The sequence below is a fragment of the Myxacorys sp. genome, assembly GCF_059501405.1.
The window spans coordinates 1-26,993 of the sequence record NZ_JCACCM010000053.1 but is presented as its reverse complement, the minus strand read 5'-3'; the positions used below and the strand labels follow the sequence as shown (position 1 = coordinate 26,993).

Genomic DNA, 26,993 nt, shown 5'->3' with positions numbered 1-26,993 from the left:
GAACGGAGAGTAATGCTATAGTCCACAATTCGGGAATGGGCCAATTGATAGGAGAGCGATGCATCCGAACCACTGCCAGATGCACGCTCAAGTTATACCGCGATCGCGAGACTGCTCTCGCTAACGCTATCGATAATAATCTCTTCGATGCGAATGTCTCGGCAAATATCAAGGCTATTGAGATAGCCAATCGGATCGTCAGGGTTAAACACCTTGCCATCGAACAACTCAAACGACGTGCGGTTGCCTTCATTGTCCGGCAGCCCTAGTTCTCTTGCCGCTCGGCCATAGAGATCCACTCGACGCACCCGGTCTAGCACTTCAATCCAGTTGCGCGGGAAGGCGGTGATGTTCCACCGGGCAAGCTGAGTCAAAATCCACAGTCCCTCTGCCCGTCCAGGACAGTTGGCATTGTCAATATGGAACTGATTGAAGCGCAGCAGGGTTTCGGGGGCTTCACCCATGCCGCGATCGTACGGGTCAATAAAGCCGGGACGTGCGTATTCTGCTGATGGACCCATGTACTGAGGGCGTGCCAATAAGCCGAGAATTTCTTCCCGGTTGCGGCGATCGTCGCAGTATTCACACGCTTCGAGCAGGGCTTTCACGAGGGCATTGTGAGTTTCAGGATGCTGATTTGTCCAGTCTTCTCGTACGCCTAGCACTTTTTCCGGGTGGGATGCCCAAATCTCGAGATCGGTCGCGATCGCGTAGCCCAAGCCGTCCCGAATCGCGCGGGAGTTCCACGGCTCTCCCACACAATAGCCATCGATATTTCCGGCACTGAGGTTTGCGACCATTTGTGGCGGCGGGACGATCGTCATGGTTAAATCGTGATCGGGATCAATGCCTGCCGATGCCAACCAATAGCGCAACATCAAGTTGTGCATCGAAGTCGGATGAACGGTTGCCATCGTGTAGACCTGATCTGGGACGCCTTTAAGTAACGATTTAAAGGCGCTTAAGGAGCGGACGCCGCGATCTAGAAGTTCTTTTTTTAGCGTGATCGCGTTGCCGTTGCGGGAGATCACGAGTGCTGTGACAACTGGCAGTTGAGGATTATCGCCATAGCCCAGCGTCATGGAGAGCGGCATTCCTGCCAGCATGTGCGCCGCGTCTAATCGCTTGGTTCTGATCCCATCGGCGATCGCGTTCCAACTCGGTTCGCGGCTGAGGGTCACTTCTTCTAACCCGTGCTTGGCAAAGAAGCCTTTTTCTTTGGCGACCACGAGGGGTGCACAGTCGGTGAGCGGTACGAATCCAATGTTGAGATTGACTTTTTCCAGGCCATGGCGCGCGATCGCCACCACTTCTTTGCGCTTGCGCTTTTTGTCCCGCTTCTGCTGATTGAGGAAATAAATCATTTCATTTCTCAATCCGTAGTAGCTCGGATGGTTCACCACTTCTAAGCGATGGCGCGGACGCGGAATCGGCACATTTAGAATTTGTCCAACGTGAGATTCGGGACCGTTAGTGAGCATCACGATTCGATCTGAAAGCAGCAAGGCTTCGTCTACATCGTGCGTTACCATCACACAAGTGACGTGGCTCTCCTCACAGATTTTCATTAACTGTTGCTGCAAGTTCCCCCGAGTCAGGGCGTCGAGTGCGCCAAACGGTTCGTCGAGCAACAAGAGCTTCGGACGAATGGCAAGGGCACGCGCGATCGCGACTCGTTGTTTCATGCCACCAGAGAGTTCGCGGGGCTTCTTGTCAGCGGCTAAGCGCAACCCCACCATATCGATATGATGCTCAATCAGGCTCTGGCGTTCGTCTTTTGGTAAATCTTTGAGGACTTTATCAACCGCAAGCGCAATGTTTTCGCGGACGGTTTTCCACGGCAGTAGCGAATAGTTTTGAAACACCATCATCCGGTCAGGCCCTGGTTCGGTTACTTGCCGCCCGTCGAGAATGATCCCGCCTTGGGTCGGTTTGTCGAGTCCTGCCAGAATATTGAGCAGCGTGGACTTACCGCAACCCGAGTGACCAATCAGCGTCACAAATTCTCCCTTCTGAACTTTGAGTTCGATATTCTTGAGGGCGATGTAGCTGCCGCCATCTTTAAGTGGAAAGGTGCGATCGATATGATCAATTTCAACAAAGAAAGACATGGAACTGCGGTGTGAAGGACAAGAGTAACGGGACAGAACAAGCCATTAGCGCAGAGCGCAACTCCAACGGAAACGCGGGACTAGTGATCAGAGCTAATGCGAGACCCAATCCATCCGACAAGCCGATCGAGTGCGAGACCCACCAAACCGACGTACAGCACGCAAATGACAATTTCGCTCATGCTATTTTCGTTGCCCGCGTTGTAAGCATCCCAAATCTTAAACCCGATGCCGCCTTCTGCCTTCAACATTTCAGCCGCCACAATTGCCAACCACGCTAAGCCAATTCCAATCCTTAATCCTCCAAATACGTAAGGAACGGTCGAGGGCATCAAGATGCTGAAAAAGTACTCTTTTCCAGACAGACGCAGCACTTTCGCGACGTTGTTGTAGTCCTGGGGGATTTGCTGCACGCCTACCGCAGTGTTGATCAAAATGGGCCAGATAGCAGTAATAAAAATTACAAAAATAGTGGCTGGATCGCTACTTTGAAAAATTCCTAACGCGATCGGGAGCCATGCCAAGGGCGGAACTGTCCGCAAGACTTGAATAATCGGGTCGAGTCCGCGCCGCATAAACGAGTTCAAGCCGATGAATGCCCCGATTGAAATGCCAGCGATCGCGGCTAACGAATACCCAAAGGCGACTCGCTGCAAACTAATCAAAATCTGCAATCCCAAGCCTTTATCGGTGCCACCATTGTCATAGAACGGATCGAGAATGAGCGTCCAGGTTTGAGCAATGACTTTGAGCGGCCCTGGCATTTTAGAATCTGGAGCAAGGCAGAGCAGTTGCCAGATTCCGAGCGCTACTGTTAAGCAAATCACGATCGGAATCAAAGACTTCGCGACGTTAGATGCTTTCTGTGAAAACGGAGAGGACTTTCTGAGCCGAGCCGATGGGCTAATGGTAGTCATGAGAAAAATTCCTAAAGCGGTGGGTTCAAACTAGACGGAAGACAACAGAAAGCAGAGTTGAGATTGGCAGCAAGCTTAATCCGCTCGCTTGCATAAATTAGGCTTTCTTGAACTTGAGGCTATCTAGATATGTTTTTGGATTGGTTGGATCAAAGGTGACCCCATCGAAGAACGTCTCGATCCCGCGCGAATCGTTTTTAGGAATCTCTGCATCTGCCACGCCGATCGCCTTCGCGGCTTCCTTCCACAAATCAGACCGATTGACTTTATCGACCAAGGCTTTAGCGTCGGTATCACCCGGCAGATAGCCCCAGCGAATGTTTTCAGTCACAAACCAGAGATCATGGCTCTTGTAAGGGTACGACGCATTATCGCGCCAGAATTTCATCAGGAGATCGCTTTGTTCTAGCTTGCGACCATTGCCAAAGTCAAAATTCCCCTTCATGCGCTCAACAATGTCAGAGGCAGGCGCTTTGATGTACTTATCTGCCGAGACAATTTTTGCCATCTCTTCTTTGTTTTCGTCTTTCGCGCACCACTGCTGCGCTTCTTGCACGGCCATCAAGATCGCTTTCGCCGCTTTCGGATTTTTATCGACCCAATCGGCTCGCATCGACAGGGCTTTCTCGGGGTGATTCTTCCACATTTCGCCGGTTGTAAACGCGTTGAATCCAAGGTTTCTGGAGATTAAACGCTGATGCCACGGCTCTCCCACACAGAACGCATCCATCGTTTTCGTTTCCATGTTGGCGACCATTTGTGGCGGCGGAATCACCACAATGTCTACATCGTTGATGGGGTCGATGCCATTTGCGGCTAGCCAATAGCGCATCCATAAGTCGTGTGTGCCTCCCGGAAAGGTGACGGCGCACTTAAACTTCTGATTTGCCGCTTTGCGCTCGTCTACCTTTGCCTTCAGCTTTTCAGCTTTGGTCGTAATGTCGAGATCTCTAAAATCGTTGGAGAGGGAAATGCCCTGACCGTTGGTATTGAGCCGCGCCAAGAGGTACATCGGTACAGGAGTGCCGCCTTTGGTAATCTTGCCGGTCGTTAGCAGAAACGGCATCGGCGTCAGAATGTGTGCGCCATCAATCCCACCGTTACCGCTACCCAGTTCAAGGTTGTCGCGCGTGACGGCCCAAGACGTTTGCTTTGCAACATTCACGTCGGTCATGCCGTATTTGGCAAACATGCCTTTCTCTTTGGCGATCGCGAGCGGAGAGCAGTCGGTAAGGGCAATAAATCCCAGCGTTGCTTTAGTGGTTTCTGGAGTATCGGCTGTGCCGGAATTCACCGCTGGAAGCGCACTTGGATTCGACCCACTGCTGGACGCACTTTTGTTCAGACCTGTGCTGCAACCGTTTACCAACAATGCGCCCGTTGCGCTTGCGCCTGCGGTAATAATGAATTTCCGTCTTGAGAAGTTAGTCATTTCGTCCTAATCGATTGGGTAAGAGTGAATTCTTAGAGAGACATCGGCAAGCGCACTTGCTAATTACTGAAACAATCGGATGGATTAGTTCAGAGAAACCAGTCAGATTGAACAAGTACACCTGAATGGTATTAAGTAAATGACGCGAAATTAGATGATATTTACATTGCTTAAAATATGATTTAAGCAATGTAAATATCATGCATCTAATCGAACTTGACCAACAGGGCGAGCAATACAGGTGAGGATCTGACCCGTCTCGCGATCGTGGTCATTCAATGCATCGGGATCGCCGTCATAACTGACTTCACCCGAAAGCAATTTTGTTTTGCAGGTTCCGCACGAACCAGACCGACAACTGCTGTCGATTGCCACTCCCGCTTGCTCTGCAATTTCTAAAATTAAGTTGTCCTGTGTACAGGCGATGCTCTGATTGGACTGCGCGAAGTTCACCATTGCGGGAGCCGCGTTTCCTTTGGAGTTGCGCTCTGCGCTAATCGCTGCTAGAGGAGGTGAGGTGATTGCTGCTATGGGAGGAGCAGATTCACGGACGAGGGTTGCTGTCGCCGGACCAGAGCCATTCATTGATGCCGTTGCCTTAGTCGGAAGGTTCATCGCGGTTGGCATTTCGGCTCGGGGCTGTGCTCCAAATTCCTGAATTAAAATATCCCGTAGAATTGGCTTGAGATCCTCGCAGGCAATGCCTTTCTGAACACACGTGCCAAGGTGGGCATCTTTACCAACCTTGCCACCCCGATAGAGATCGACGCCCTCCACGGTCTTGCCATCTTTCCGAACTTTCGTGCCCATCAAGCCGATGTCGGCCACCTGAGGCTGACCGCAAGAATTAGGGCAGCCCGTCCAGTGAATTCGGACCGGACGAGAACAATAGAGTTCGCGCTCGATTTCGTTGATTAGCGCCACGGCGCGATTTTTGGTTTCAATTAGCGCAAAGTTGCAGAACTGAGCGCCTGTGCAGGATACCAGTGCCCGCGCTAGGTTTTCCGGCTGAACCGGAAAGCGCGATCGCACCAGGGGTTCTCTCGACAATGCGGCAACGCGAGAATCGGGGACATTGGGAATAATCACATTCTGCTCAACCGTGAGGCGAATTTCGCCACTGCCATACACTTCTGCAATACGAGCGAGGTCAAACATGTCTTGTGCAAACAGCCGGCCCACCGGAACATGCAGCCCGACGTAGTTGAGACCCGGTTGCTTTTGAGCATGAATGCCAATGTGATCGCGCTTATCCCACAAAAATTCATCTTTCGGAGCCGCCGTTTGCAGCATGCCGCCAAACTGTTGTTCGACCTCCCGGCGAAACTTCTCCATGCCCCACTCGTCAATCAGCCACATCAAGCGAGATTTCTGTCGGTTGGCGCGTAAGCCATGATTGCGGTAGACAATTAAGATGGCTTCGCTCAGCGCCACGACATCGCGGGCATCCACCCAAGCGTCAAGCGGGACCGCCGCCTCACACCGTTTTGCCGAGAAGAATCCTCCCACGACCACGTTGAAGCCTAGCGTTCTATTTTTATAGGCAGGAATAAAGGCAATGTCATTGATTTCAGCGTGAACCGAGTTGTCGCGGCAGCCAGCGATCGCAATGTTAAATTTGCGCGGCAGATTCGTAAAGCTCGGATTGCCACGACCGTTATTTGTGATCATGTCCTGCACTTTCCGCACTAGGCCCCGCGTGTCAATTAACTCATCGGCATCGATGCCTGCTACTGGAGAGCCAGTAATATTACGAACATTGTCCATGCCAGATTGAACGCTCGTGAGTCCCATCTGCTCAAACTTGCGGAAAATATCAGACAAATCCTCGATCCGAATGCCGCGCAGTTGGATATTCTGACGAGTGGTAATATCTCCATACCCATTCTCACCGTAGCGTTGCAGCGTCTCTGCCAGAATGCGCATTTGTCCACTCGTGAGAATGCCATTGGGCATCCGCATTCGCAGCATAAATTTGCCAGGAGTCACCGGGCGAAAGAACACTCCCAACCACTTGAGGCGGTGGTCGCGATCGGTGCCATCCATCGCTTCCCAGCCAATGTGAGCAAAATGCTCCAGTTCAGCCTTTACCGCAAGACCGTCTTTTTCGGCTTTGATCTTCTCAAACTTATTGAGGGTCGCTGCGGCTGAAATCGTGTCTGTCATGGGTTAAGCCTTGTAATAAACCGTGTCTGAGACAAACCGAAAATTGCGAGACCGAGTGCAAAACTTGGGAAATTCGTCGTGCGGCGGATTGACAATCTTCATGCCATTCAAGTTAGGCGAGATCAAAAGTGGAATTCGTATCACCAATTACAAAGTTTTGCTAACTATTGCTTCTTTGCATTACTCTGATGCAAAGTTTGCATTAGCAATCGAGAGCCATAAAATTGAGGTCAAGATGGAGGGCGGCTTTGACGAAGTTGCGCTACATAAGCATTGATTGAGCATTGATTGAGCATTGATATAGAAAAAATTCTGCAATTTTTGGGAGAACACATGGATCGTCGCAAGTTCTTATCTTGGGCTGGAGCCGGTTGGCTCAGTAGTCGGTTGCCCATTCTGGCGACTCTCACCCATCTTGTGTCTTGCTCAAACAACAATCAGGCTAAAACCTCGACTCGTCCTGATGAATTTGTCCCTGTCGGCGAGATCGAGGAGTTAGACAAATCAGGTCAATTGTTGGTCGAGCAATCTGCGATCGGTCCGGTTTCTGTCGTTCGTAGTCCAACTGATCCACAGGCATTAGCAGCGGTGAACCCAACCTGTACGCACCAAGGCTGCCTTGTGCAGTGGAAGAGCGAACGGAAGACCTTTGTCTGCCCATGTCATAATTCTGGGTTTGCGGCGGATGGCAAAGTGTTAGAAGGCCCAGCAACAAAGCCGTTGCCTACGTACGCCGCAAAGCTAGAAGGAAAATCAGTATTAGTAAAAGGGAGTTGACCCCATAGATAGATTTTCTCTCAATCCTCTTAAAACACCGTTAGATTAACGTTTTTGAGATTTGATTTTATGTCTACTACAACTGAAAACTCTCGCGCTATGAGCGACCTAGAGTACGATTTGATTACTGTTTTGAAGAACAAATCAGAAGCAGTCAAAGCTTACGATACTTATATCCAAGACGCTCAGGGCATGGATTCTCAACCCTGTGTTGAGCTATTTCGTAAGCTAAAAGAAAATGAGATGCAGACGGCTCAAGAAGTTCGCTCGCATCTGCAAGAAGTTATGCAAAAAGGCAAAATGTAATTCCCATTCTCTCAATTAGACTCCCTCTAGAAAGCATCCTATCTGTAGGGTGCTTTTTTGCATAATGCCATCTCCAGATTCACGTCCTTAAAAAACCTTTAAACAAACCTTTGGTCATACCTGCTTCAACTTCAGTAAAGTGGATGCTCTAACTTGAGCCGGTCAAACTCATCGAATCGCCCCGCTTGGCGCATGGCAAATTGGGGCTGGATGTGGCAAAGTGATTTCAGTAAATGCGTCGATTTTCTGAACTTGGCGTTTTCTGAACTTGATATAGTACTGTCAAATTTGGATTGATGGGTCTGGAAAGGGATGCTTGCGGCAACGCTCCGCAAACGGGGATGAAAGAATAATTATCCTAACTTCATCCCTCAATCCTTGTGTGACGAAGCAATAGTTCAGTCACTCTTCAAGTTGCAAAAACCTTCAAGTTGCAAAAACGCTGTGCTGTTATGAGGCAACTTAATTAGCAGTCTACTCTAGGCAATCTACTCCAGACAATCTACTGTGCAGATGAGTTACCAAGAGCTTTTAGACCAAGCGCAGCACGCATCTCAGATTGGAGATTGGGCACTACTAAGCCAATGCTTGCAACAACTGCTGCTGGGCGAAGAAACACCCACTGCCCGATGTTCCCGCTTCACCGATTCTCAAACCGCTAGTCTTCTTGACCTGGTGTTTCAAGTTCTGAGGTTTGGTAGCTTTCCAGAGCGCTGGGAGATTGTCAAGCTGTTTCCGACATTTGGCATGGATGCTGATGATTCGCAGTTTCCGAAGGTAATCGCGCCTCTCATTGATCTTCTTCAAGACGAAGACGCTGATCCTGACGCGCAATGGTTTGCAGTTCGCGCTTTGGGTGAGTTTAACCATTCACAGGTCATTATCGCTCTCATTGAAGTGCTAAAAACCTCTGACAACGAGGAACTCAAGGAGATGGCTGTGACCGCGCTTGCTCAGATTGGAAAACCGACCATTCCAGTGTTGGTGGAGTTGCTGAGTGACGATTCGACTCGTTTATTCGCCGTTCAAACCTTGGGACACATTCGCCACTCTGAAACCATTCCAGTCTTGCTAAGTGTGGTGAATGATGCGGACGCGCAAGTTAGAGCGATCGCAGTCGAATCTCTGGGCAGTTTCCATTCGCCGCAGATTACAAACGCATTAGTCCAAGCGCTGAGCGATCGCGCGACTCCCGTTCGACGAGCCGCCGTGTCTGCTTTAGGATTTTGTACTCCCGATGATATGGGTGACATAGACGTGGTGGCCCATCTGCATCCTCTGTTGCGAGATTTGAATATCGAGGTATGTTGTCAAAGCGCGATCGCGCTGAGCCGAATCGGAACGGTAGAAGCAATCGAAGCGCTATCTGATGTCTTGCGATCGCCTCACACCCCGGAACGCTTATCGATTGAGATTACTCGTGCGCTGGTTTGGACTAACCAACCAGAAGCCTTAAACCAGATTCATCAAGCATTAAGCGGGCTGGCGCTGCGGGATGGAGTCCGGCTCGAGATGGTAACAGCATTAGGACGCCTTGACGATGCTGTTCTCAAAGGTTTAGCAACGCAAATCTTACTTGATGTCTTAAATCAGGATTCTAGTTTTGCCAAGTCTGCGACGGTGCGACAAGCGATCGCGCTGTCCTTGGGGCAGCTCGGCGATCAGTGTGCCATCAATCCGCTCATTCATCTCCTTGCTGATCCTGATGTTGGCGTTCGACTGCATGTTATTTCTGCGCTCAAGATGCTCGATCCAACAGTGGCCCATCAAGCATTAGCAGATCTTTCTAAAACAGAACTGCCAGCAGAATTGAGGGAAGGGGTTGCGATCGCGCTTCAAGAATGGAACATTAATTCCGCTTAAATGAAGATTGGATGTACAATTAACGCCACTTCAAAGGAAATGGCACTGCCAAGTTTCAACGAATTGCAGCGAGTGAATCAGTAATGCCCGACAAATCACAAACTGCAAATCGTCCTGTATCTATTCTTACTAAAGTGTGAATCTAAATCCGTTACAGTCACTGAAAAGGTGATCTTCATAACACATGCGATTAGAGCAGGTGCAGGCGTTTTTAGCCGTGGCGGATACGGGCAGCTTTCAGCAAGCCGCTCGAACGTGCAACGTGACCCAATCCACAATCAGTCGTCAGGTCCAAGGACTGGAAACTGAATTAGGATTGCCACTGTTGCACCGCACCGCTCAAGCAAAATTAACCATTGCGGGAGAGCAGTTTCTGCCGCGCGCCCGCCGAATCTGGCAAGAGTGGCAAAGTGCCAACCGCGAACTCGAAGAGCTCCGCCTTGGTAAGCAGCCCGAATTGTGCATTGCTGCCATTCATTCAGTCTGCGCGTTTCATTTACCACCTATCCTGCAACGCTTCTGTCAAGAACATCCAGAAGTTCAACTGCGCGTCACCTCGTTGGGTAGCGATCGCGCCCTCAAAGTCCTCAAAGATGGCTTGGTCGATGTTGCGATCGTCATGAACAATCGCTTTCTGACAACCAGTCCAGACCTAGTGGTGGATCAGCTTTACGACGAACCCGTCCGCGTGTTGATGTCAGCCGATCACCCCCTCACCCAGTTTGCTCAAGTACCGTGGTCAGAACTGGTGAAGTATCCCCAAGTGGTCTTCAAAGACGGCTACGGAATGCAGCGCTTAGTTCAAGAACAATTTCAACGGCAAGGCGCAGACCTCAAAGCGGTGCTCGAACTCAATACCCTCGATGCCTTTCGTGGAATTGTCAGACAAGGAGAACTGATTGCCTTACTTCCCCAAGGGGCGATTCAGGATGTCCAGCACGACCCCACCTTGGCCATGCGTCCAACCAGCGATCCCTCACTGATTCGGCAGGTCGTTCTCGTCACAACGCACGATCGGCTGTTAATTCCACCGATTCGCCGCTTTAGAGCGCTTGTGCAAGATGTGATGGCAGCCCAAGGCTTTCTGTCAGAAAACTATCAAACCTTGTCATCAACTGCTCTTGCAGAACTTTAGGGAGCGGCCTGATCCGCTATACTGACGGATCCTATATTTGTACTGTTGGCAGAGCAATCGGCTCTGCTAAACTTCCAAGGATCGCGGGGCGAACTATGAGCCAGGCATTTCGAGAACTACTTAAAAAAGTCGGGAGTGGCCCCCACACCAGCGAAGACTTAACCCGTGCCGAATCGGCTGCTGCCACTCGCATGATGCTGCTACAAGAAGCCACTCCCGCTCAAATTGGTGCGTTTATGATTGCTCACCGGATCAAGCGCCCGACCGGAGAAGAATTGGCAGGAATGCTAGATGCCTATGAAGAATTAGGACCTAGACTTCAACCGATTGAGTCTGCCTATCCTGTGACCGTGATGTGCATTCCTTATGATGGGCGATCGCGCACCGCTCCGACCAGCCCGCTGACGGCTCTCGTCTTAGCCGCCGCAGGCGTTCCCGTAGTTCAGCATGGCGGCGATCGTATGCCCACGAAAGAAGGTGTGCCCCTGATTGACCTCTGGCAGGGCTTGGGCGTCCGGTGGGAACAGTTGACCTTAGAGCAAGTTCACCAAGTGCTCCAAACCGTTCAACTCGGCTTTGTCTACCTGCCAACGCATTTTCCGTTAGCTCAAGGCTTGGTGACTTATCGAGAGGAACTTGGCAAACGTCCTCCCTTTGCAACGCTAGAACTGATGTGGTCTCCCTACGCTGGTGATGCTCATTTGGTATGTGGATTTGTGCATCCACCCACTGAGAAGATGTTCCAAGATGCCTTTGCAATGCGCGGAACAGAACGCTTCACTACAGTGAAAGGATTAGAAGGCAGTTGTGATTTACCACGCGATCGCACGGCTATTATTGGCGACAAAAAGCCTCACTCTGAGTTCGAGCGCCTGCACTTAGTGCCTCGCGAGTCTGGTTTCGCCGCGAAAGAACTGCCGCTCACGCCAACTCCCGACTTGATTTCTCAAATAATCTCTGTCCTTCAGGGCGATCCCTCAGACTTTCAACAGGCTACTCTTTGGAACAGCGGATTCTACCTTTGGCAGTGCGGCGTTTGCCCTAATTTAGAAACCGGTTTCTCCACAGCAGCAGACCTATTGAGCCAAGGTATCGTGGCTCAGAAACTTAAGCAAGTAACTGAAATGGTAGATGCAACGGGGGCAGCTGTCAGCCGTTAAGACTCAATCATTAGACAATTGAGGCGTACTAGGTTCAGGGATAGATTTTTCGGTAGTCCTAAACAAGCGTGTTCCTTAGGACTACCAGATTTGTTAAGTCCGATGCGCTTTGATTCCTAATCAACATGATGCTGCGATCGCGGTTCGAGATGCGCTGCGATCGTAAGTGTTACCTATAGAACCCATTTGAGAGCTGATTTATAAAGAGAAGCTAAAAAGCGTCTGGCTGAACCCGAAGCAGATTTTAGAGTAGAGCAAGTTGAACGGTTGCTCTGCTGATGGCTCGTCTGCCTGAAATCACTAATCCTACACGCAAGCCCTACCCCAGCGACCTCAGGGCTGATTTATCGGCAGTAGAAAAAGGAGAATAAAGGAGTTGTTCTTGATCTGACTTGTCATGAGCTTGATTGAACAATTAAACAAAAAATTGCCTGACTCTTAAAAGCCCCCAGAGTCAGGCAGTCTACCTGTAAGGACGCCTTGTTATCGAAAAAACTAAACAAACTTAGTTGCCCCCTAGTTGTTTAGCTCTGTCCGAATGCGTTCCTCAGATTTGAATCTAGTATGGAATACATACGGATATTTCCCCTCACAGAAAGTACTCGTTTTTACATCAATTTTGAATTCAACACGTAGAAGAATTCCGTAAATTCTCTCCCTGCACTTGCTAAAACACCCGTTCAAGTGGGTTCAAATCTAGCTTAACGAAAACTCCTGAGCTAAAGCAGATAAAATTAAGATAGACCGACTCAGTTCGTTGTACCGAAGCAAGCCGCAACTCATGCTAATTCCCCTTAGCCGCAAAAAATTTGAAGATCTAATTCCGCTTGTCGCGACAGGCGCTCAATATAAGTACTGTTGGGGAAAGTTTCCAGATTTTCTAAGACGAATTCTCGTGTCCATCTCAGCCCTCGCGTCTATTCTTTTAATTCGAGCGGTTTTTGGCTCTGGAGAATATCAGGACAGCTTACAAAGCGTAACGTTCTTCATCGGATTGTTTGCCTTGGTGTATTGGTTATGGAGTCCAGTCTTGCAAGCGAGCTTACGGAACTTCGCTTACCGGCGCTATAAATTTTCTGGTTTTTTGCAGGGAGAGGTGTTAGATGTTTACCTCAGTGACGAATTAATTAGCACTGAAGAGAATGTCAACAGCCGAGGAGAGTTGGTGGTAGTTGAAAACCGAGAGCGCCGAATTAATCTAGAAGTTGGGGATGAATCAGGATTTACAACTTTGCTACAGGTTCCGCTTCGGCAAGAGCATCAAGCCATTTTGCCGGGAGACGCTGCCGAACTGCTAGTCGTCTCGAATCGCCCAGATTTAGGGCGAATTGCAAAAGTTTCAGACATCTTTATTCCTAGCAGTGGAATTTGGGTCAGCGACTATCCCTATCTGCGACGCGATGAGTTTGAAGCAGTGAGCCGCCAGTTAGAAGCGGCTGGATACGTTGAGTCTGAGGATGACGGCGAGTTGCCAAGAAGACCGTTTTACACCGACGCACCTCGACGTTCTTCTCGCACTGAAGTACCTCGACGTTCCTCTCGCTTAGCCTATGATCAGTCTGACAATCAATATGATGAAGCTCCGAGAAGAGGAGCCTCTTCTCGGTCATTTAAGCCATCTGAAGACTCTATCCGCGCCGACTCTCAAGCACGGCCTAGAAAGCGCATTCCAAAAACTGGTGCAAACGGAAACGATCTGTATCGCCGAGCCGATCCTCGCGATTAGCATTAGGCGCAACTACCGTCTGAAATGATGACTCTTTGTCGTCTTTATCAACACCAAAGAATCATTGCTTAAAACCGACAAACCAGAATAGGCGAAGTCTTACCACCCGGTTATGATAAATGCGAGCAGTTCCGTCGCTAATTACTCGCTAATCAATTGCGCTGGACCTAACAGCGAGATGTAAGCTGTCTCAAAACAACGAAGTGCAGCGCTTTGAGCGGTTTCAGCCGTGACAGCCGCAACTTCTTCCTGAAAGCGCGTATCAAACTCTACACCGAGTTCAAGCGTCTCGTACCAACCAAAGATTTGCGCTAATTGGGAATTTGTTTGTTTACCCAATGCATATTGTCCAAGCAGTTTATTCTTGGCGGTTTGTAGTTCTTCTGACGTGAGAGGAGTGGTTCGGAGGCGCTCTATCTCAGTTTTGAGTCCGTCGAGCGCGATCGCAGTATTGACTGGAGCCGTTCCCATATACGTGACAAAATGCGATGTGTTGAGCCGAGTGGGATAGAAGGCAGACACTTCATAGGCCAATCCTCGCTTTTCTCGCAACTCAACAAATAAGCGACTCGATAATCCGTTGCCCAAATACGTATTCAATAGCTTTAGGGCAGCGTAATCGGTCATCGTTCCATGCGCTTGCAGGGAAGGAGCTAAGTAGCCCAACATCACAATGGACTGCTGCGTTTCTTGAGGCGTTGTCACCCGATGTTCAGTCGGTGAGGTTCCGTTTAACTGCCCCGCGATCGCCGGAAAATTTAGAATCGGGCGCTGTTTTGACCCAGCGCTCCAGTCGCCAAAGCTTTCTTCTACCAGTGCAACGGCTTCATCTGGAGTGATTCGACCAGCAATGCTGATGACCAAATTATCAGGGCGAAAATGAGTTTCATAGTACTCTTGCAAATCTTGGCGGGTCAGTTGAGACACCGTTTCTTCGGTTCCTAAGCCCGACAGCGCATAGGGATGTTGACCATACATCGCTTGACGCAACCGATCGAAGGCAACGGTAAACGGCTGTTCTTGCTGGGAACGAATGGCTTGTAGCGTGAGCCGCTGTTCTAACCCGACTTCGGCTTCTGGAAAGGTGGGCGATCGCATCAGCTCTGCCGCCAGCGACAGCATGTCTGCAAAGTCGGACGACACTGTTTTTAAGCTGAGCAAGAAGTAATCTGATGCCGCATCCGTTCCCAGACTTGCGCCAATTGATTCGACTCGTTCTGCAATATCTAACGAGGAAAGCCGCTCTGTTCCTTTCGTTAAAACGGCTGAAAGGAGGTTAGAGAGCCCAGCTTTTTCTCGCGATTCCCAACGAGTCCCGGCTTTGAGAAACAGCCGCGCCGCAATAATGTCGGCAGACGGATTTTCAATCACGAGTACCGTGATGCCATTGTTCAAAATGCGACGATGAATGGTGCGATTTTGAGGAAGCGCAATAGTTGAAGTCACGGTAAGAAAATCCTTGGCGCGGGAGCTGCCTGAAACACACCTCATTCTAACGGCTCAGGTGCAGAGTTGCGAACTACAAAGGTTTAACGACGACTGCCGCATAGCGGTAGGGCGAAAGATACTGACTTGCCAGGTTTTGTAGATCTTCAGTGGTAAACTCTTGGATCCATTGAGGATAGGCGATCGCAGTCTCTAAATCTGCCAAGGTGTGATAGTAGCCGTAGAGTCCAGCAATTTGGCTGGGCGTTTCGGTCGAGAAGGCATGATCGCTGCAAAGCAAGCGTTTGCTGCGCTCTAATTCCGATTCGTTAATTCGAGCGGTAATGAGGTGAGAGAAGCGATCGCAGATCAGCGCTTCGACGCGCTCCAGATTTTCGGCATCTAGCCAAGCCGTGATCGTAAATAAGCTCGACTCTTGCTGTAAGGAAAACCCACTACTCACTTCTTGTACTAACTGACGCTCTTCGCGGAGTTCTTGCACGAGCCGCGATGTTCGCCCTTCCGCTAAGGTGGCAGATAGCAGATCCAATCCGCACGCATCTTTGATCGGATCGAGATGGTGTTCGGGTGAAAAGCGGTTCCACGGCAGAACATCATCGCGCTTTTCCTGCACGAGAGGATCGATGCCGGGGCCCATCCATGCCATCATCAGCCGAGCTTGTTCTAGTCGAGGCAAGCGCAACTCTTGCCGCCGAATGTCGGTCATGGGCGGTTCTGCTTCAGCCTCGTGCTGGGGGCAATCGCCCGGAGATGGAAAATCTCGGAATGATCGCTCGACTAAGGCAATCGCCTCGTCTTGATCCAGATCGCCGACCAGCACAACCGTCATATTTTCCGGTTGATAGTGGGCGCGATGAAACGATCGCATTTCAGCCGGCGATCGCTCCTTCAGCAGTTCCTCAGTGCCCAAGATTGGACGCCCGTAAGGATGGCGTTGATAGACACCTTCAATTAATGCCTGAAATGCAAGACAGTCAGGACTGTCATAGGTTTGATAAATTTCCTCAAAGACCACCTCGCGCTCGCGCACAAATTCCTCATCGGGAATCGCGGCATGGAGCAGCAATTCTGCTAAATAGGGCAATGTATCTACTAAATCTTGAGCGGCAAGAGTCATGAAATAGTGGGCATAGTCGTAGCTGGTTGCCGCATTTGTCATGCCGCCTCGACCCTCGATCGCATAGTCAAACTGCCCAGGCAGAATGCGATCGGTTCCCTTAAAGATCATGTGTTCAAGAAAGTGCGCCATCCCCGACCACTGATCAATTTCGCGAATCGAGCCTGCTTTGACCCACACATCGACAGCAGCAACTCCGCATCCTGGAATATGTTGATGAATCAGCGTTAGTTTGTTGGCCAGCTTGAGGGGAGTTGCTGGTAACGAAAGGGTTGATTGGGGCGTTCTAATAAAATTCAAGGTAAGTGTTGACCTGAATTAGGGAAGTACAACTGGGACTAAGTAAGGTTGAACTAAGAACCAATAATTTGGCGGGAAGTCTTCATGTTATCTCGCTATCTTTACGACTGCAAATTAAGGTCGCTTGTGCATTCCAAGCAGCCTAAATTAGTCAAAAGAAAAATCTGCGACGACAACTTGTGTACTCAATTCTTAACTCTCATCTTCGCATTAAGACAAGGTTAAATCATCGCTCGAAAGGTATTCTTGATAAAACGCAAACTTCAGTAGAGTGTTGCACACAGAGCTTGTCTAATAATAACAATTTAATAAAAATTCCCCCGCTAAATCTAGCGAGGGATCAAAAAAGATAGGGTACCGCAATGCCGTCTTGCCTCAGTTTTTGACCTGGTAAAAACCAGGTGGGTACCGAACGCCTGACTTTAAGTTTCTGGGTACAAGCCCAGTCTACTGCCGTCAGACCTTATTGGCTCCCGAAAGTGACAAAGCATAGATCATAAAACATTATTGGCAGTCACCAACACCGCAGTACAACCTTCGATCATTCTAACCGGATAACTTTCAAAGTGGTAGCTTTAGCCAAACTTTTTCTAGCTGAACTGCTCAGGCACCTCGTACCAGATGGCTTCGATTGTTTCGGTTAAGGTTAGGGCCTGGTGGTGCAGTTCAGCAGCAGAGGGGGCTTCGAGTAAAACGGTCACATGACCAAGCTTCCGCCCGGGACGGGACTGGGACTTACCGTACCAATGCACAACCGACTTTGGAATCGCGGCAAGGCGCTGACGTTTCTCGGAATAGTCGTTCTGGGCAGTTTCATAGCCCAGCAGATTCACCATTACGGCTCCGCCAGACTTCAGAGCAGGATTGCCTAACGCTAGATCGCTAACAGCGCGCAACTGTTGCTCAAATTGGGAGGTAACGCAAGCATCGAGCGTGAAGTGCCCTGAGTTGTGAGTTCGAGGCGCAATTTCGTTTACTAGAACTTGTTGATCTGCTGTAAGAAAGAATTCAATCCCAAAAATTCCCACCGCTTCCAGACGGCTCAAAATGGTTCGGGCAATGGCTTCAACGTCAGCTGCAACCGATTGGGGAATATCCGCAGGCGCAATTACCCAATGACAGACTTGATGCTTCTGATGGGTTTCGACAATGGGATAGACCACAATTTCTCCCGTCTGCGATCGCGCGGCGATCGCGGCAAGCTCTCGCTCGAACGGAATGAATTCTTCCACTAAAAGCGGACAAGATTTAAGCGTTTGAAGGATGGCTTCCCAGTCTGTTTGGTTTCTGACAATAAAGGTTCCTTGACCATCGTATCCATGACGACGCGTTTTGAGAACAATGGGAAACTGAGGGGATGAGTAGTCTTCAAGCCGCCAAAATTGCGGCGTCGGCAGGTTGCACTCCCGCAGAAAACAGCGCTGATTGTACTTATCCAGCAACGGTTTGAGTGTTTCTAAACGGGGACGAAAATCGATGTCTTGATGACCCAGTGCCTCTAGATTAACGAACTCATTTTCAAAGGTGACGACATCAGTTTGGGCAGCGAGTTGAGCCGTTGCGGTGGCATCATCGACGGGTGCAAAGATCGTTTCGTGCGCGATCGCAACCGCTGGATCATCCTGGCTAGGCGTCTGCACCACCAATTCGATCCCCAATTTCTTGGCGGCGTCTGCCATCATCCACGCCAGTTGTCCGCCCCCAATCACGCCAACTCGTTTAACCGCCAATTGATCAACGCGCCCACGCTTATTAAGTACACCTTCATCCGTCATCCCTCATCCCTCATTCTCAAGGACACCCTAACGATTCTCGTGTCTCCACTCCTGTTTTAGAATTCACGCCTATTGCCACTTTACAGAGTTCTTTCGCCTGAGCGCGATCGAGAATCGCATCTGAAAAATCTGCACCTGCGATGTTAACATCCTGAAACTCACTGCGTAGCAAAATCGCATCGCTGAGATTGGCGTTGCTCAAGTCAACCCGAATAAAGAAAATTTGGTCGAGCATGGCCTGAGTCAGGGTTGCGCCGCTCAGATTTGTGTCGGTCATGGTTGAAGCGCTCATTGCCGCGCCTGTGAGATCGGCATTAGAAAAATTGACCCGATTCAGGTTGGCGTTGGCAAACTCTGCCAGTCTCAAGATTTGCCCGGAGAAATCTTGTCCTCGTAATTCAGCATTGCCGTAGGAAACTGGAGGGCGATACTGCTCGGAGTAGCGTTTTCCAACTGGTGCGGGATCAGCCCATGCAGAAGTCATCAAGAGACAACCCATCATGATCCAGGCCAGAACACATCCTGCAAGTTGTCTGAACGCCATACCGTTACCTACGAGCAACACATTTCAGCTTATCGTATCGAGCTTGAGGGCGTTCACCTCCCAAAGCCGAGATAACCGCGTGGCGTAATCATACGATCGCAGTACATCTGCGTACTCTGATTGCCAATGAGAACTGTTGTCAGCATATCAATGGGTTCATCTAGCAGCTTTTCTAAAGTGGTGAAGCGGATCTCTTCATCTGGGCGATAGGCAGAGCGAACGAGAGCAACGGGAGTGGCGCGATCGCGATGCTGAAGAAAAATTTGCTGCGCGATCGCAATTTGTCCTGTGCGAGTTTGAGATTTGGGATTGTACAGCGCCGTCACAAAATCGGCTTGTGCTGCCGCCGTCAGTCGTTTTTCAATCACCTCCCAAGGCGTCAGCAAGTCGCTGAGACTGATGGCACAAAAATCGTGCATTAACGGTGCACCGACTCGCGCGGCTGTTGCTTGCAGTGCCGTAATGCCTGGAAACACTTGAACGTCAGGCGTTCCCGTCCACTCTTGGGCGCGGAGTTCTTCTAGCACCAAGCCTGCCATGCCGTAAATGCCACAATCGCCGGAAGAAATGACCGCCACCGTCAAGCCCCAGTTAGCGAGCTGGATCGCGCGTTCGGCTCGCTGTCGTTCTTGAGTGATCGGCAAGGCTTCGACGATCTGACCGGGACGCAGAATTGGAGCGACCAGATCGACATAGAGGGAATAGCCGATCACGACATCAGCGTGCGCGATCGCGCTTTGAGCCGCAGGCGTAATTTGAGCAAGTTCTCCAGGTCCAATCCCGACTAGCCAAAGTTTTCCGGTGCGTCCGGTGTATTCTTGCGGCGATTGAGCGACTGCGATTGTCACTGCGCCCGGTTGTCCGGCTTGCCGAACGATCTGTTTTGGGATCAGAAGCGGCGGATGGGGAGCAGATGGGAGATTGGGATCAAGGAGTTTTGTCTCCGCTCCATTCGTCACAAAATTCGCTGCCAATAGTGCGGCGGCCTCTGCTACGCTCGGCGTTCCAACTTCCGCCTCAACCACGTCGGACGGAGTTGGAACGCTGACTGTCCGGAGGTCTTCAGCCGAAAAGCATTTCAGGGGCAATGCGCGATCCTTCGGAGCTTGGCGGGGCCAATCGCGGCAAAAATCGAGCAATCCCGCTTCATCGGCTTTGAGATCGATCGTCGCAATGCCTGCGATTGCGCCTTCTGCCAAATGATGCGCCGCAAACACCTCTTGAATCGCTTGCTCGATCAACGCTTTTGATGTGCCTCGCTCACAGCCGATCCCCACCCACAGCACTCTTGGATGCCACTGCACCTTGCTCGAATCGGGCGCAAATCGCCGTTGAATCGCACTAATCCAAACTCGCGCGGTCGGCTCAAGACCCTCTTCTCGAACGGTTGCTGTGAATTCAGGAAAGCCAAATTGAAATGAATGATGCTTCGGTAAGTGCGATTGCCACAGCGTAGACCCTGTTTCCTGAATCACCTGTACCGGATCTTGACGCGCGATCGCAGCGCTCACTCCCGTCCAGTCTCCCTCTCCTTTCGTCCAGCCATAGGGCAGCCCTAAAGCATCGATTCCAGGTAACCCCAGCCGATTGGATGCTCCTGTTAGAACTGGGGTTGCACCGATCTGGAGGGCGATCAGTTGAGTGAGTCGATCCGCCCCTCCTTGATGCCCACCGCACAAGCTAATCACAAACTTTCCAGCTTCATCAACCACCACCACCGCTGGATCAGTCTCTTTGTTCTGAAGCAACGGCGCAATCAGCCGCACCACTGCCCCGGTAGTTAAACAAAACACTAAACTTTTCTGCTGATCCCAAAGCTGAGCTAGATGATCTTGCAGGGGTTTCTGGTAAACTTGAATACACGGACTTTCAGAAGTTACAGAAGCAGGCACCCAGAGAGTGGTCTGCAACAATTCTGTTAGGACTTGTAAGCGCTTTGCTCCGAGGGGAGTTGTTGCGATCGCGGCAAGTGGAAGAAATTCTTCAAACAAGGATGGTTCGAGGCTTTGTAAAGAACATTGAAAATCTTGACCCGCTCGGTTAGAGTCGGTGATGGTCAAGGCAAAATGATTCAGGGTGCGCTGACTGTGAACAAATCGCGTTTAGTGGAAATAGATCATGCGAGTCTCCAATCGTCACACCCTTCCCGTTGTACTGACATTAGCTGTAGGTGTGGTTGCTGCTGGGTGCGATGAAGCCCCTGATCTGGTCAGCGCTTATGCAGCCGATGATCGCTATGATGTTGGCTTAACCGATCCAGCCTACTACATTAACTTAGGTCAAGAATTGCGCAGCAGCAATAAGCCTGATGACGCCATTGAAGCGTACCGCAAAGCGATCCAAATTGATCTTAAAAGTGCCGCTGCCTATCATGGATTAGGGGAGGTCTTGTCTCAACAGCATCGCTCTGAAGAAGCGATCGCGTCGTACCGCCGTGCGATCCAAATCAATCCTCAAGATGCCAGCGCCTACCATGGCATGGGAAATGCCCTTGCTGATCAAAAGCGCACCGAAGAAGCGATCGCGTCTTACCGCCGTGCCATTCAAGTAAATCCGAAAGACGGAACCGCTTACGCTGGGTTGGGAAATGCGTTGATGGAGCAGCGTAAGATCTCAGAGGCGATCGCGGCCTACGAACAAGCGTTGGCAGTAGCCGACAAACCCAAACAGAACGTCAATGCTCGTACCTTGGCGCTGCTTGGATTGGGGCGGGCACTCTATGCGCAGGAAAAATGGGACGATGCGATCGCGCTATACCGCCGCGCGATTGAACTCAGCCCAACTTACACCTGGACTTACATTTATTTAGGGCATGCCCTAGTCGAGCAGAAACAATTCCAAGAAGCCAACCAGAATTATCAGCAAGCTCTCAAGCTTCCGAATGCGAAAAAGCTGAAGTTAGGAGACAGTCATGCCCTAGCGCATAACGGTTTAGGAATGGTGCTGCAACGCCAAGGTAAACTTCAACCTGCGATCCAGCACTATGAGCAAGCCATTAGTCTAGATCTGAGTTACGAGACCGGACACAAAAATCTTAAAGGTGCAAGGCAGATGCTCACGAATCAAGCTCAGCAAGGCATTGTCCCAAAGCGAGCGTGATCTTGCTATTAAATGTGAAAACAAAAATCGTTCGATCAAGGGGCGATCGAACGATTCAAAAGCTAAATTTTAGCGTGTTCTAGCTAGAAAGGTTTGACTTAGGAAGACTGGCAGCGCTCTTAGCTAAATCTTCCGCAAGTTTCGAGAAAGCTGCTTTTTCAGGGGAAGCTTGCGCGGCAATCGGCGCTTTTGTCCGCCCTAATGCCTGCTGCAACATCGGTGTTTTGAGAACCGAATCATTCGCCAAGGTGAACAGAGGATTCGAGAGAATTCCTGCGATCGACGTTGCAATCAAGGCGGCAACTAAGCCAACCTGCAACGGACGCATTCCTGGCAGCGTCCAGTTGCTCGGTGGGTAGTTCTTCACCGAGTCAGACATCTCTTGCGGCTCTTTCACCACCATCATCTTGACCACGCGGATGTAGTAGTAAATCGAAATTACGCTCGTCACTAGACCTAAAATCACCAACGGATACGCACCGGCTTGCCAACCTGCCCAGAACAAATACAGCTTGCCGAAGAACCCGGCAAGGGGAGGAATGCCGCCTAGCGAGAGCAGGCATACGCTGAGCGCCAGCGTTAGTAAGGGATCTTTCTGATATAAACCAGAGTATTCGCTGATTTGGTCGGTTCCAGTTCTCAGCGAGAACAAGATCACGCAGGTAAACGCGCCCAAGTTCATAAACAGGTAAACCATCAGGTAGAACACCATGCTGGAGTAGCCCGCATTCGTACCCAAAATTAACCCGATCATCACAAAGCCCGCTTGCCCGATTGACGAGTACGCCAGCAGTCGCTTCATGCTCGTCTGTGCCAGCGCAACTACGTTGCCCAGCACCATACTGAGAACGGCCAACGCCGTCATGACAAACTGCCATTCCTCACTCACGAGCGGGAAGGCCGTGACGAGCAATCGAATCGCTAGAGCAAATCCAGCGGCTTTTGATCCCACGGACAGAAACGCTACGACTGGCGTTGGTGACCCTTCGTAGACATCCGGTGTCCACTGGTGGAAGGGAACCGCCGCAATTTTGAACGCAATCCCCGCGATCGCAAACACCAGCGCGATCACTAGCCCGATGGATTTATCCAAGCCAGCCGCCGCGATACCCGCTGAAATTGCACTGAGTCTGGTTTCTCCGCCCGACAAGCCGTACAGCAGCGACGCGCCGTACAAGAAGATTGCCGAACTCGATGCCCCAATCAACAAATACTTTAGCGCTGCCTCATTTGAGCGAGGATCGCGCTTTGTATAGCCCGTCAATAAATAAGAGGAAATACTGAGCGTCTCTAACGAAACATATACAGCAACTAGCTCATCCGAGCCAGACAGAAACATCCCGCCTAGGGTGGCGGTGAGCAGAATCGTAATAAATTCTGCTAGAGAGGTGCCTGACTGAGTGACATAGCGAATCGACATGAGAATCGTTGTTGCTGCCGATAGAGCAATGATCCCCCGGAACACAACGCTGAGCGCATCGCCGTTAAATTCACCAATAAAGCTAATTGGGTTAGCGATATCCCATTGATAGAAGAGCGCTCCAACTGAGGCCAGCAGACCCGCGATCGCAATGTAGGGCGTCCACTGCATCGACGCTTGGCGTCCGATAATCAAATCGACCACCACAACCGTCATCAAGGTAACGATTACGATCGCCTCTGGTACGATCGTGCCAGCATTTAACTGAGCAGCAAGAGAAGCAAAATCCATAAAACGAAATCCAACTAAGCAGAGTTAACGAAACTTTATGATGAACGCATCTAAAGTTCTGTAGATCTGACGGTCATAGGTCTTCATAACGGATTTTAGCGTGCAACCTCGTTTAGTTCCCGTTAAATGTCAAATCCCTTCTTTAGAGCTTAACCAATAGACTCTTCTAGCGTTATGGTCTAAAGTCTAGGTCTTGAGAACTCATTTAAGGCTCTATGAATCAAAATCTGAATTTATCTAGATGGTGAATCCGTTTCATTCCTTGGGTATGGTTATAAGTTAAGAGAGGGGTAGCCATGACTCATCTTTCTAGCCCGTTGAATGATCATCTGTGTGATCATCGGCTGCTCACCCAACCTACGCTGCTGGTCTTGACCCTTAGATTGGTTATCCGAACTCCACGATTATTCAGATTTGGTGCTATTGATGAGATAGACCTCTGAGCCTTTCCTTCTGTCGAACTGCGAATTTCTTCAACGAGACCCATGTCAACTCTTGTTATCGTCGAATCTCCAACCAAAGCAAAGACTATCCGCAACTACTTGCCGCGCGGCTATCGGGTAGAGGCGTCGATGGGACATGTGCGTGATTTGCCGCAATCGACGGGTGACGTTCCCGCCTCCATTACCGACAAGAAAGTGCGGGAGCTTGGGGTAAACGTTGAGGCGAACTTTGAGCCAATTTATCTAGTCCCCAAAGACAAGGCCAAGGTTGTCAAAACGCTGAAAGACGCGCTTAAGGACGCTGATGAACTGGTTCTCGCAACTGACGAAGACCGCGAGGGGGAGAGTATTAGCTGGCACTTATTGCAGCTTCTCAAGCCAAAAGTGCCTGTTAAGCGCATGGTCTTTCACGAAATTACAGAAGAGGCGATTCAGGAGGCGATTCAGAATTGCCGTCAGGTCGATGAGCGGCTGGTGCGAGCGCAGGAGACGCGGCGCATTCTCGATCGCTTGGTGGGCTACACTCTCTCGCCCCTCCTCTGGAAAAAGATTGCGTACGGTCTATCAGCAGGACGGGTGCAGTCCGTCGCCGTTCGCGTGCTGGTGAATCGCGAACGAGAACGCCGCGCCTTCCGTAAAGGGAGTTATTGGGATCTCAAAGCGCTGCTTGCCGTTGAAACTGACACTAAAAGTAAAGCTAATAGCGAATTTGAAGCGAAGCTCGTTACATTGGCAGGTCGCAAACTGGCAACCGGAGCCGATTTTGATGAATCCACCGGACAGGTTGCAGCGGGTCGAAACGTCGTGTTGCTTAGCGAAGCGGAAGCGCGATTGCTGCAAGAGCGCCTAAGGGACAAACAGTGGACGGTAACAGACCTAGAAGAACGTCCCGTGACGCGCAAACCTTCGCCGCCGTTTACTACTTCAACGCTGCAACAGGAGTCGAACCGTAAACTTGGCTTGTCGGCTCGCGACACGATGCGGACGGCGCAAAGCTTGTATGAGCAGGGCTACATCACCTACATGCGAACCGACTCGGTGCATTTGTCGGGTCAAGCGATCGCGGCGGCTCGTAGTTGTGTCGAAGCCATGTATGGCGCACCTTACCTGAGTCCTCAGCCTCGCCAATATACAACCAAGAGCAAAGGCGCACAGGAAGCGCACGAAGCCATTCGCCCCTCTGGAAGCACCTTCCGGACTCCCCGCGAAACGGGTTTGAAAGGACGAGAGTTTCAACTCTACGATCTGATCTGGAAGCGCACGGTGGCAACCCAGATGGCTGAAGCGCGTCAAACGCAAATCACGGTGCAAATTGGGGTAGAAGATGCAGGCTTCCGCGCCAGCGGCAAGCGCATTGACTTCCCCGGATTTTTCCGAGCGTATGTCGAAGGATCAGATGATCCGAATGCCGCAATCGAAGATCAAGAAGTGATTCTGCCCGCGATGCGATCGGGGGATCATCCCGAATGTCGAAATTTGGATGCGATCGGGCATGAAACCCAACCGCCGGCACGATTTACTGAAGCATCTTTGGTGAAGACGTTGGAGAGCGAGGGCATTGGGCGACCGAGTACCTACGCCAGCATTATTAGCACCATCATTGACAAAGGCTATGCTCAACTAGTTGGAAGTGCCTTGATTCCAACCTTTACCGCATTTGCCGTTACGGATCTGCTCGAAAAACACTTCCCGGATATTGTCGATCCAAAATTTACCTCCAAGATGGAGCAAAAACTGGACGATATTGCCGATGGAGATATTGATTGGCTGCCGTACCTGCGAGAGTTTTATCTCGGCAATACAGGACTCGAAACTCAGGTGCGCGATCGGGAAAGCAACATCGATCCCAAAGACGCCCGCACTATCCACCTCAACGATCTAGAAGCCAAGATCCGCATTAGCAAGACTGGCGCTTACATCGAATCCGAAAGCGGCAACATTAACCTTCCTAAAGATCTGCCGCCTGCCGATCTCAATGCCGAGAAGGTTGAGGTCTTGCTGAAAGGGCCTAGTAAACTTGGGCTACATACTGAGACCGGGGAGCCGATTTACGTCAAGCTAGGTCCTTACGGACATTACATTCAGCTTGGCGACAAAACGGACGAGAACCCGAAGCCTAAAAACGTGTCTTTGCCGAAAGGCGTGAATCCAGAGCACGTCACGATGGAGCAAGCGCTGGGGTTGCTGTCCTTACCTCGCACGCTGGGGATGCACCCAGAGACAGGCAGAAAGGTTCAAGCCGCGATCGGTCCTTATGGCCCCTACGTTGTCCATGATGTGGGTAAAGACGAGGAAACGGGAAAACCGAAGAAAGACTATCGATCGCTCAAAGCAGGCGACAATGTCATCACCATTACCTTTGAGCGTGCCTTGGAAATGCTGGCAGAACCGAAAGCGGCACGGGGCAAGCGGGGAACTGCAAAACCGCTTCGTGAGCTAGGCGGACACCCAGAGGACGGTGAACCCGTTAATGTTTACGATGGTCCCTACGGTGCATACATCAAGCACGGCAAAGTGAATGCGTCTGTCCCCGAAGGGCAGACCGTTGAGTCGTTGACGATGGATATGGCGGTGGAAGCGTTGTCCGCCAAAGCAGGTACGAAGAGCAAAGGGCGTAAGTCGTCTAAAACCTCTACCAAATCGACCTCGGCTAAGTCGGGCGAAACGAAGACGACTGCGAAGAAGTCCGGCACGACCAAAACGGCGGCGAAGACTACGGCTAAAAAATCAACTGCTAAAAAATCGACGACCAAAACGGCGGCTGCAAAGAAGACAACTAGTACTCGAAAAAAGGTTCAAACGCCTGAGTGAATCTGGGTCTAACTAGTCTTGGGAGCTTACCTCGAAGAAGGAGCGTTAGTTCTACTAACTTGTGACGTTAAAAAAACCTAGTTTCATCCGGGCAAAACCTAGGTTCTGTTGACATTTGAGATAATAGCAACAGAACCTCTCCCTACTCTCAATG

Annotated in this window: 19 protein-coding genes and 1 other RNA gene; 9 read left to right on the top strand and 11 right to left on the bottom strand. The window is 50.5% G+C overall.

Annotation, left to right across the window (positions count from 1 at the left end):
* Window positions 1-92: 92 nt before the first annotated feature.
* The 4 genes from AC5I6P_RS05245 to AC5I6P_RS05230 form a co-directional block, all read right to left on the bottom strand.
* Complete coding sequence (locus AC5I6P_RS05245) at window positions 93-2,111, bottom strand: ABC transporter ATP-binding/substrate-binding protein (protein ID WP_495692703.1); 2,019 nt, start codon at window positions 2,109-2,111, stop codon at window positions 93-95.
* A gap of 80 nt (window positions 2,112-2,191) precedes the next feature.
* Window positions 2,192-3,028: a nitrate ABC transporter permease gene (ntrB, locus tag AC5I6P_RS05240; protein WP_495692702.1), complete on the bottom strand. Its 837-nt coding sequence runs from the start codon at window positions 3,026-3,028 to the stop codon at window positions 2,192-2,194.
* Between the two features lie 97 nt (window positions 3,029-3,125).
* On the bottom strand, window positions 3,126-4,460 hold the full coding sequence (locus tag AC5I6P_RS05235; protein ID WP_495692701.1) for a CmpA/NrtA family ABC transporter substrate-binding protein: 1,335 nt from the start codon (window positions 4,458-4,460) through the stop codon (window positions 3,126-3,128).
* A gap of 198 nt (window positions 4,461-4,658) precedes the next feature.
* A complete protein-coding gene (locus AC5I6P_RS05230) occupies window positions 4,659-6,626 on the bottom strand; it encodes a ferredoxin--nitrite reductase (protein WP_495692700.1) in 1,968 nt (655 codons plus the stop codon).
* A gap of 22 nt (window positions 6,627-6,648) precedes the next feature.
* Here AC5I6P_RS05230 and AC5I6P_RS05225 point away from each other — a divergent pair, with 22 nt between their 5' ends.
* The 7 genes from AC5I6P_RS05225 to AC5I6P_RS05195 all read left to right on the top strand — a co-directional run bounded on the left by AC5I6P_RS05225 (window position 6,649) and on the right by AC5I6P_RS05195 (window position 13,593).
* Window positions 6,649-6,903 (top strand): hypothetical protein, encoded by a 255-nt coding sequence (locus AC5I6P_RS05225; RefSeq protein WP_495692699.1) that lies wholly within the window; start codon window positions 6,649-6,651, stop codon window positions 6,901-6,903.
* Between the two features lie 56 nt (window positions 6,904-6,959).
* Window positions 6,960-7,403 carry a QcrA and Rieske domain-containing protein gene (locus AC5I6P_RS05220; protein WP_495692698.1) on the top strand — a complete coding sequence of 148 codons (444 nt, stop codon included), beginning with the start codon at window positions 6,960-6,962 and terminating at the stop codon, window positions 7,401-7,403.
* 69 nt (window positions 7,404-7,472) lie between these two features.
* A complete protein-coding gene (locus AC5I6P_RS05215) occupies window positions 7,473-7,709 on the top strand; it encodes a hypothetical protein (protein WP_495692697.1) in 237 nt (78 codons plus the stop codon).
* A gap of 513 nt (window positions 7,710-8,222) precedes the next feature.
* Window positions 8,223-9,572: a HEAT repeat domain-containing protein gene (locus AC5I6P_RS05210; protein ID WP_495692696.1), complete on the top strand. Its 1,350-nt coding sequence runs from the start codon at window positions 8,223-8,225 to the stop codon at window positions 9,570-9,572.
* A gap of 184 nt (window positions 9,573-9,756) precedes the next feature.
* Window positions 9,757-10,707 (top strand): LysR family transcriptional regulator, encoded by a 951-nt coding sequence (locus AC5I6P_RS05205; RefSeq protein ID WP_495692695.1) that lies wholly within the window; start codon window positions 9,757-9,759, stop codon window positions 10,705-10,707.
* A gap of 95 nt (window positions 10,708-10,802) precedes the next feature.
* Window positions 10,803-11,867, top strand: coding sequence for an anthranilate phosphoribosyltransferase family protein (locus tag AC5I6P_RS05200; RefSeq protein WP_495692694.1), 1,065 nt, complete (start codon window positions 10,803-10,805; stop codon window positions 11,865-11,867).
* A 781-nt stretch (window positions 11,868-12,648) separates the two neighbouring features.
* Window positions 12,649-13,593: a DUF8619 family protein gene (locus AC5I6P_RS05195; protein ID WP_495692693.1), complete on the top strand. Its 945-nt coding sequence runs from the start codon at window positions 12,649-12,651 to the stop codon at window positions 13,591-13,593.
* A 141-nt stretch (window positions 13,594-13,734) separates the two neighbouring features.
* Here the strand turns inward: AC5I6P_RS05195 and AC5I6P_RS05190 are convergent, their stop codons facing one another.
* From AC5I6P_RS05190 to cobJ, 6 genes are all read right to left on the bottom strand, one after another.
* Window positions 13,735-15,039 (bottom strand): M16 family metallopeptidase, encoded by a 1,305-nt coding sequence (locus tag AC5I6P_RS05190; RefSeq protein WP_495692692.1) that lies wholly within the window; start codon window positions 15,037-15,039, stop codon window positions 13,735-13,737.
* 73 nt (window positions 15,040-15,112) lie between these two features.
* Window positions 15,113-16,456 carry a M16 family metallopeptidase gene (locus AC5I6P_RS05185; RefSeq protein WP_495692691.1) on the bottom strand — a complete coding sequence of 448 codons (1,344 nt, stop codon included), beginning with the start codon at window positions 16,454-16,456 and terminating at the stop codon, window positions 15,113-15,115.
* A 350-nt stretch (window positions 16,457-16,806) separates the two neighbouring features.
* Window positions 16,807-16,991, bottom strand: a non-coding RNA gene (ssrS, locus tag AC5I6P_RS05180) — 6S RNA.
* Window positions 16,992-17,046: 55 nt separating this feature from the next.
* Window positions 17,047-18,231, bottom strand: a complete 1,185-nt coding sequence (locus tag AC5I6P_RS05175) for a 5-(carboxyamino)imidazole ribonucleotide synthase (protein WP_495692690.1) — start codon at window positions 18,229-18,231, stop codon at window positions 17,047-17,049.
* Between the two features lie 16 nt (window positions 18,232-18,247).
* Window positions 18,248-18,775 carry a pentapeptide repeat-containing protein gene (locus tag AC5I6P_RS05170; RefSeq protein ID WP_495692689.1) on the bottom strand — a complete coding sequence of 176 codons (528 nt, stop codon included), beginning with the start codon at window positions 18,773-18,775 and terminating at the stop codon, window positions 18,248-18,250.
* Between the two features lie 53 nt (window positions 18,776-18,828).
* The gene (gene cobJ, locus AC5I6P_RS05165; RefSeq protein WP_495692688.1) at window positions 18,829-20,835 is read right to left on the bottom strand and encodes a precorrin-3B C(17)-methyltransferase; all 2,007 of its coding nucleotides are present in this window, start codon (window positions 20,833-20,835) and stop codon (window positions 18,829-18,831) included.
* A gap of 58 nt (window positions 20,836-20,893) precedes the next feature.
* Between cobJ and AC5I6P_RS05160 the strand changes: the two genes are divergently transcribed.
* Complete coding sequence (locus tag AC5I6P_RS05160) at window positions 20,894-21,874, top strand: tetratricopeptide repeat protein (protein WP_495692687.1); 981 nt, start codon at window positions 20,894-20,896, stop codon at window positions 21,872-21,874.
* 79 nt (window positions 21,875-21,953) lie between these two features.
* Here the strand turns inward: AC5I6P_RS05160 and AC5I6P_RS05155 are convergent, their stop codons facing one another.
* Window positions 21,954-23,585: an NAD(P)H-quinone oxidoreductase subunit N gene (locus AC5I6P_RS05155; protein WP_495692686.1), complete on the bottom strand. Its 1,632-nt coding sequence runs from the start codon at window positions 23,583-23,585 to the stop codon at window positions 21,954-21,956.
* A 485-nt stretch (window positions 23,586-24,070) separates the two neighbouring features.
* On the opposite strand from AC5I6P_RS05155, the gene topA reads away from it, so the two are divergent.
* Window positions 24,071-26,839, top strand: coding sequence for a type I DNA topoisomerase (topA, locus tag AC5I6P_RS05150; RefSeq protein ID WP_495692685.1), 2,769 nt, complete (start codon window positions 24,071-24,073; stop codon window positions 26,837-26,839).
* The last annotated feature ends 154 nt before the right edge of the window (window positions 26,840-26,993 follow it).

Excerpts from the sequence above, each read along its gene's own strand:
- ntrB (WP_495692702.1), bottom strand. The coding sequence starts at position 3,028 with ATGACTACCATTAGCCCATCGGCTCGGCTCAGAAAGTCCTCTCCGTTT.
- topA (WP_495692685.1), top strand. The coding sequence starts at position 24,071 with ATGTCAACTCTTGTTATCGTCGAATCTCCAACCAAAGCAAAGACTATC.
- AC5I6P_RS05175 (WP_495692690.1), bottom strand. The coding sequence starts at position 18,231 with ATGACGGATGAAGGTGTACTTAATAAGCGTGGGCGCGTTGATCAATTG.
- AC5I6P_RS05245 (WP_495692703.1), bottom strand. The coding sequence starts at position 2,111 with ATGTCTTTCTTTGTTGAAATTGATCATATCGATCGCACCTTTCCACTT.
- AC5I6P_RS05215 (WP_495692697.1), top strand. The coding sequence starts at position 7,473 with ATGTCTACTACAACTGAAAACTCTCGCGCTATGAGCGACCTAGAGTAC.
- AC5I6P_RS05235 (WP_495692701.1), bottom strand. The coding sequence starts at position 4,460 with ATGACTAACTTCTCAAGACGGAAATTCATTATTACCGCAGGCGCAAGC.
- AC5I6P_RS05230 (WP_495692700.1), bottom strand. The coding sequence starts at position 6,626 with ATGACAGACACGATTTCAGCCGCAGCGACCCTCAATAAGTTTGAGAAG.
- AC5I6P_RS05205 (WP_495692695.1), top strand. The coding sequence starts at position 9,757 with ATGCGATTAGAGCAGGTGCAGGCGTTTTTAGCCGTGGCGGATACGGGC.
- AC5I6P_RS05160 (WP_495692687.1), top strand. The coding sequence starts at position 20,894 with ATGCGAGTCTCCAATCGTCACACCCTTCCCGTTGTACTGACATTAGCT.
- AC5I6P_RS05200 (WP_495692694.1), top strand. The coding sequence starts at position 10,803 with ATGAGCCAGGCATTTCGAGAACTACTTAAAAAAGTCGGGAGTGGCCCC.
- AC5I6P_RS05170 (WP_495692689.1), bottom strand. The coding sequence starts at position 18,775 with ATGGCGTTCAGACAACTTGCAGGATGTGTTCTGGCCTGGATCATGATG.
- AC5I6P_RS05195 (WP_495692693.1), top strand. The coding sequence starts at position 12,649 with ATGCTAATTCCCCTTAGCCGCAAAAAATTTGAAGATCTAATTCCGCTT.
- AC5I6P_RS05220 (WP_495692698.1), top strand. The coding sequence starts at position 6,960 with ATGGATCGTCGCAAGTTCTTATCTTGGGCTGGAGCCGGTTGGCTCAGT.
- AC5I6P_RS05155 (WP_495692686.1), bottom strand. The coding sequence starts at position 23,585 with ATGGATTTTGCTTCTCTTGCTGCTCAGTTAAATGCTGGCACGATCGTA.
- AC5I6P_RS05210 (WP_495692696.1), top strand. The coding sequence starts at position 8,223 with ATGAGTTACCAAGAGCTTTTAGACCAAGCGCAGCACGCATCTCAGATT.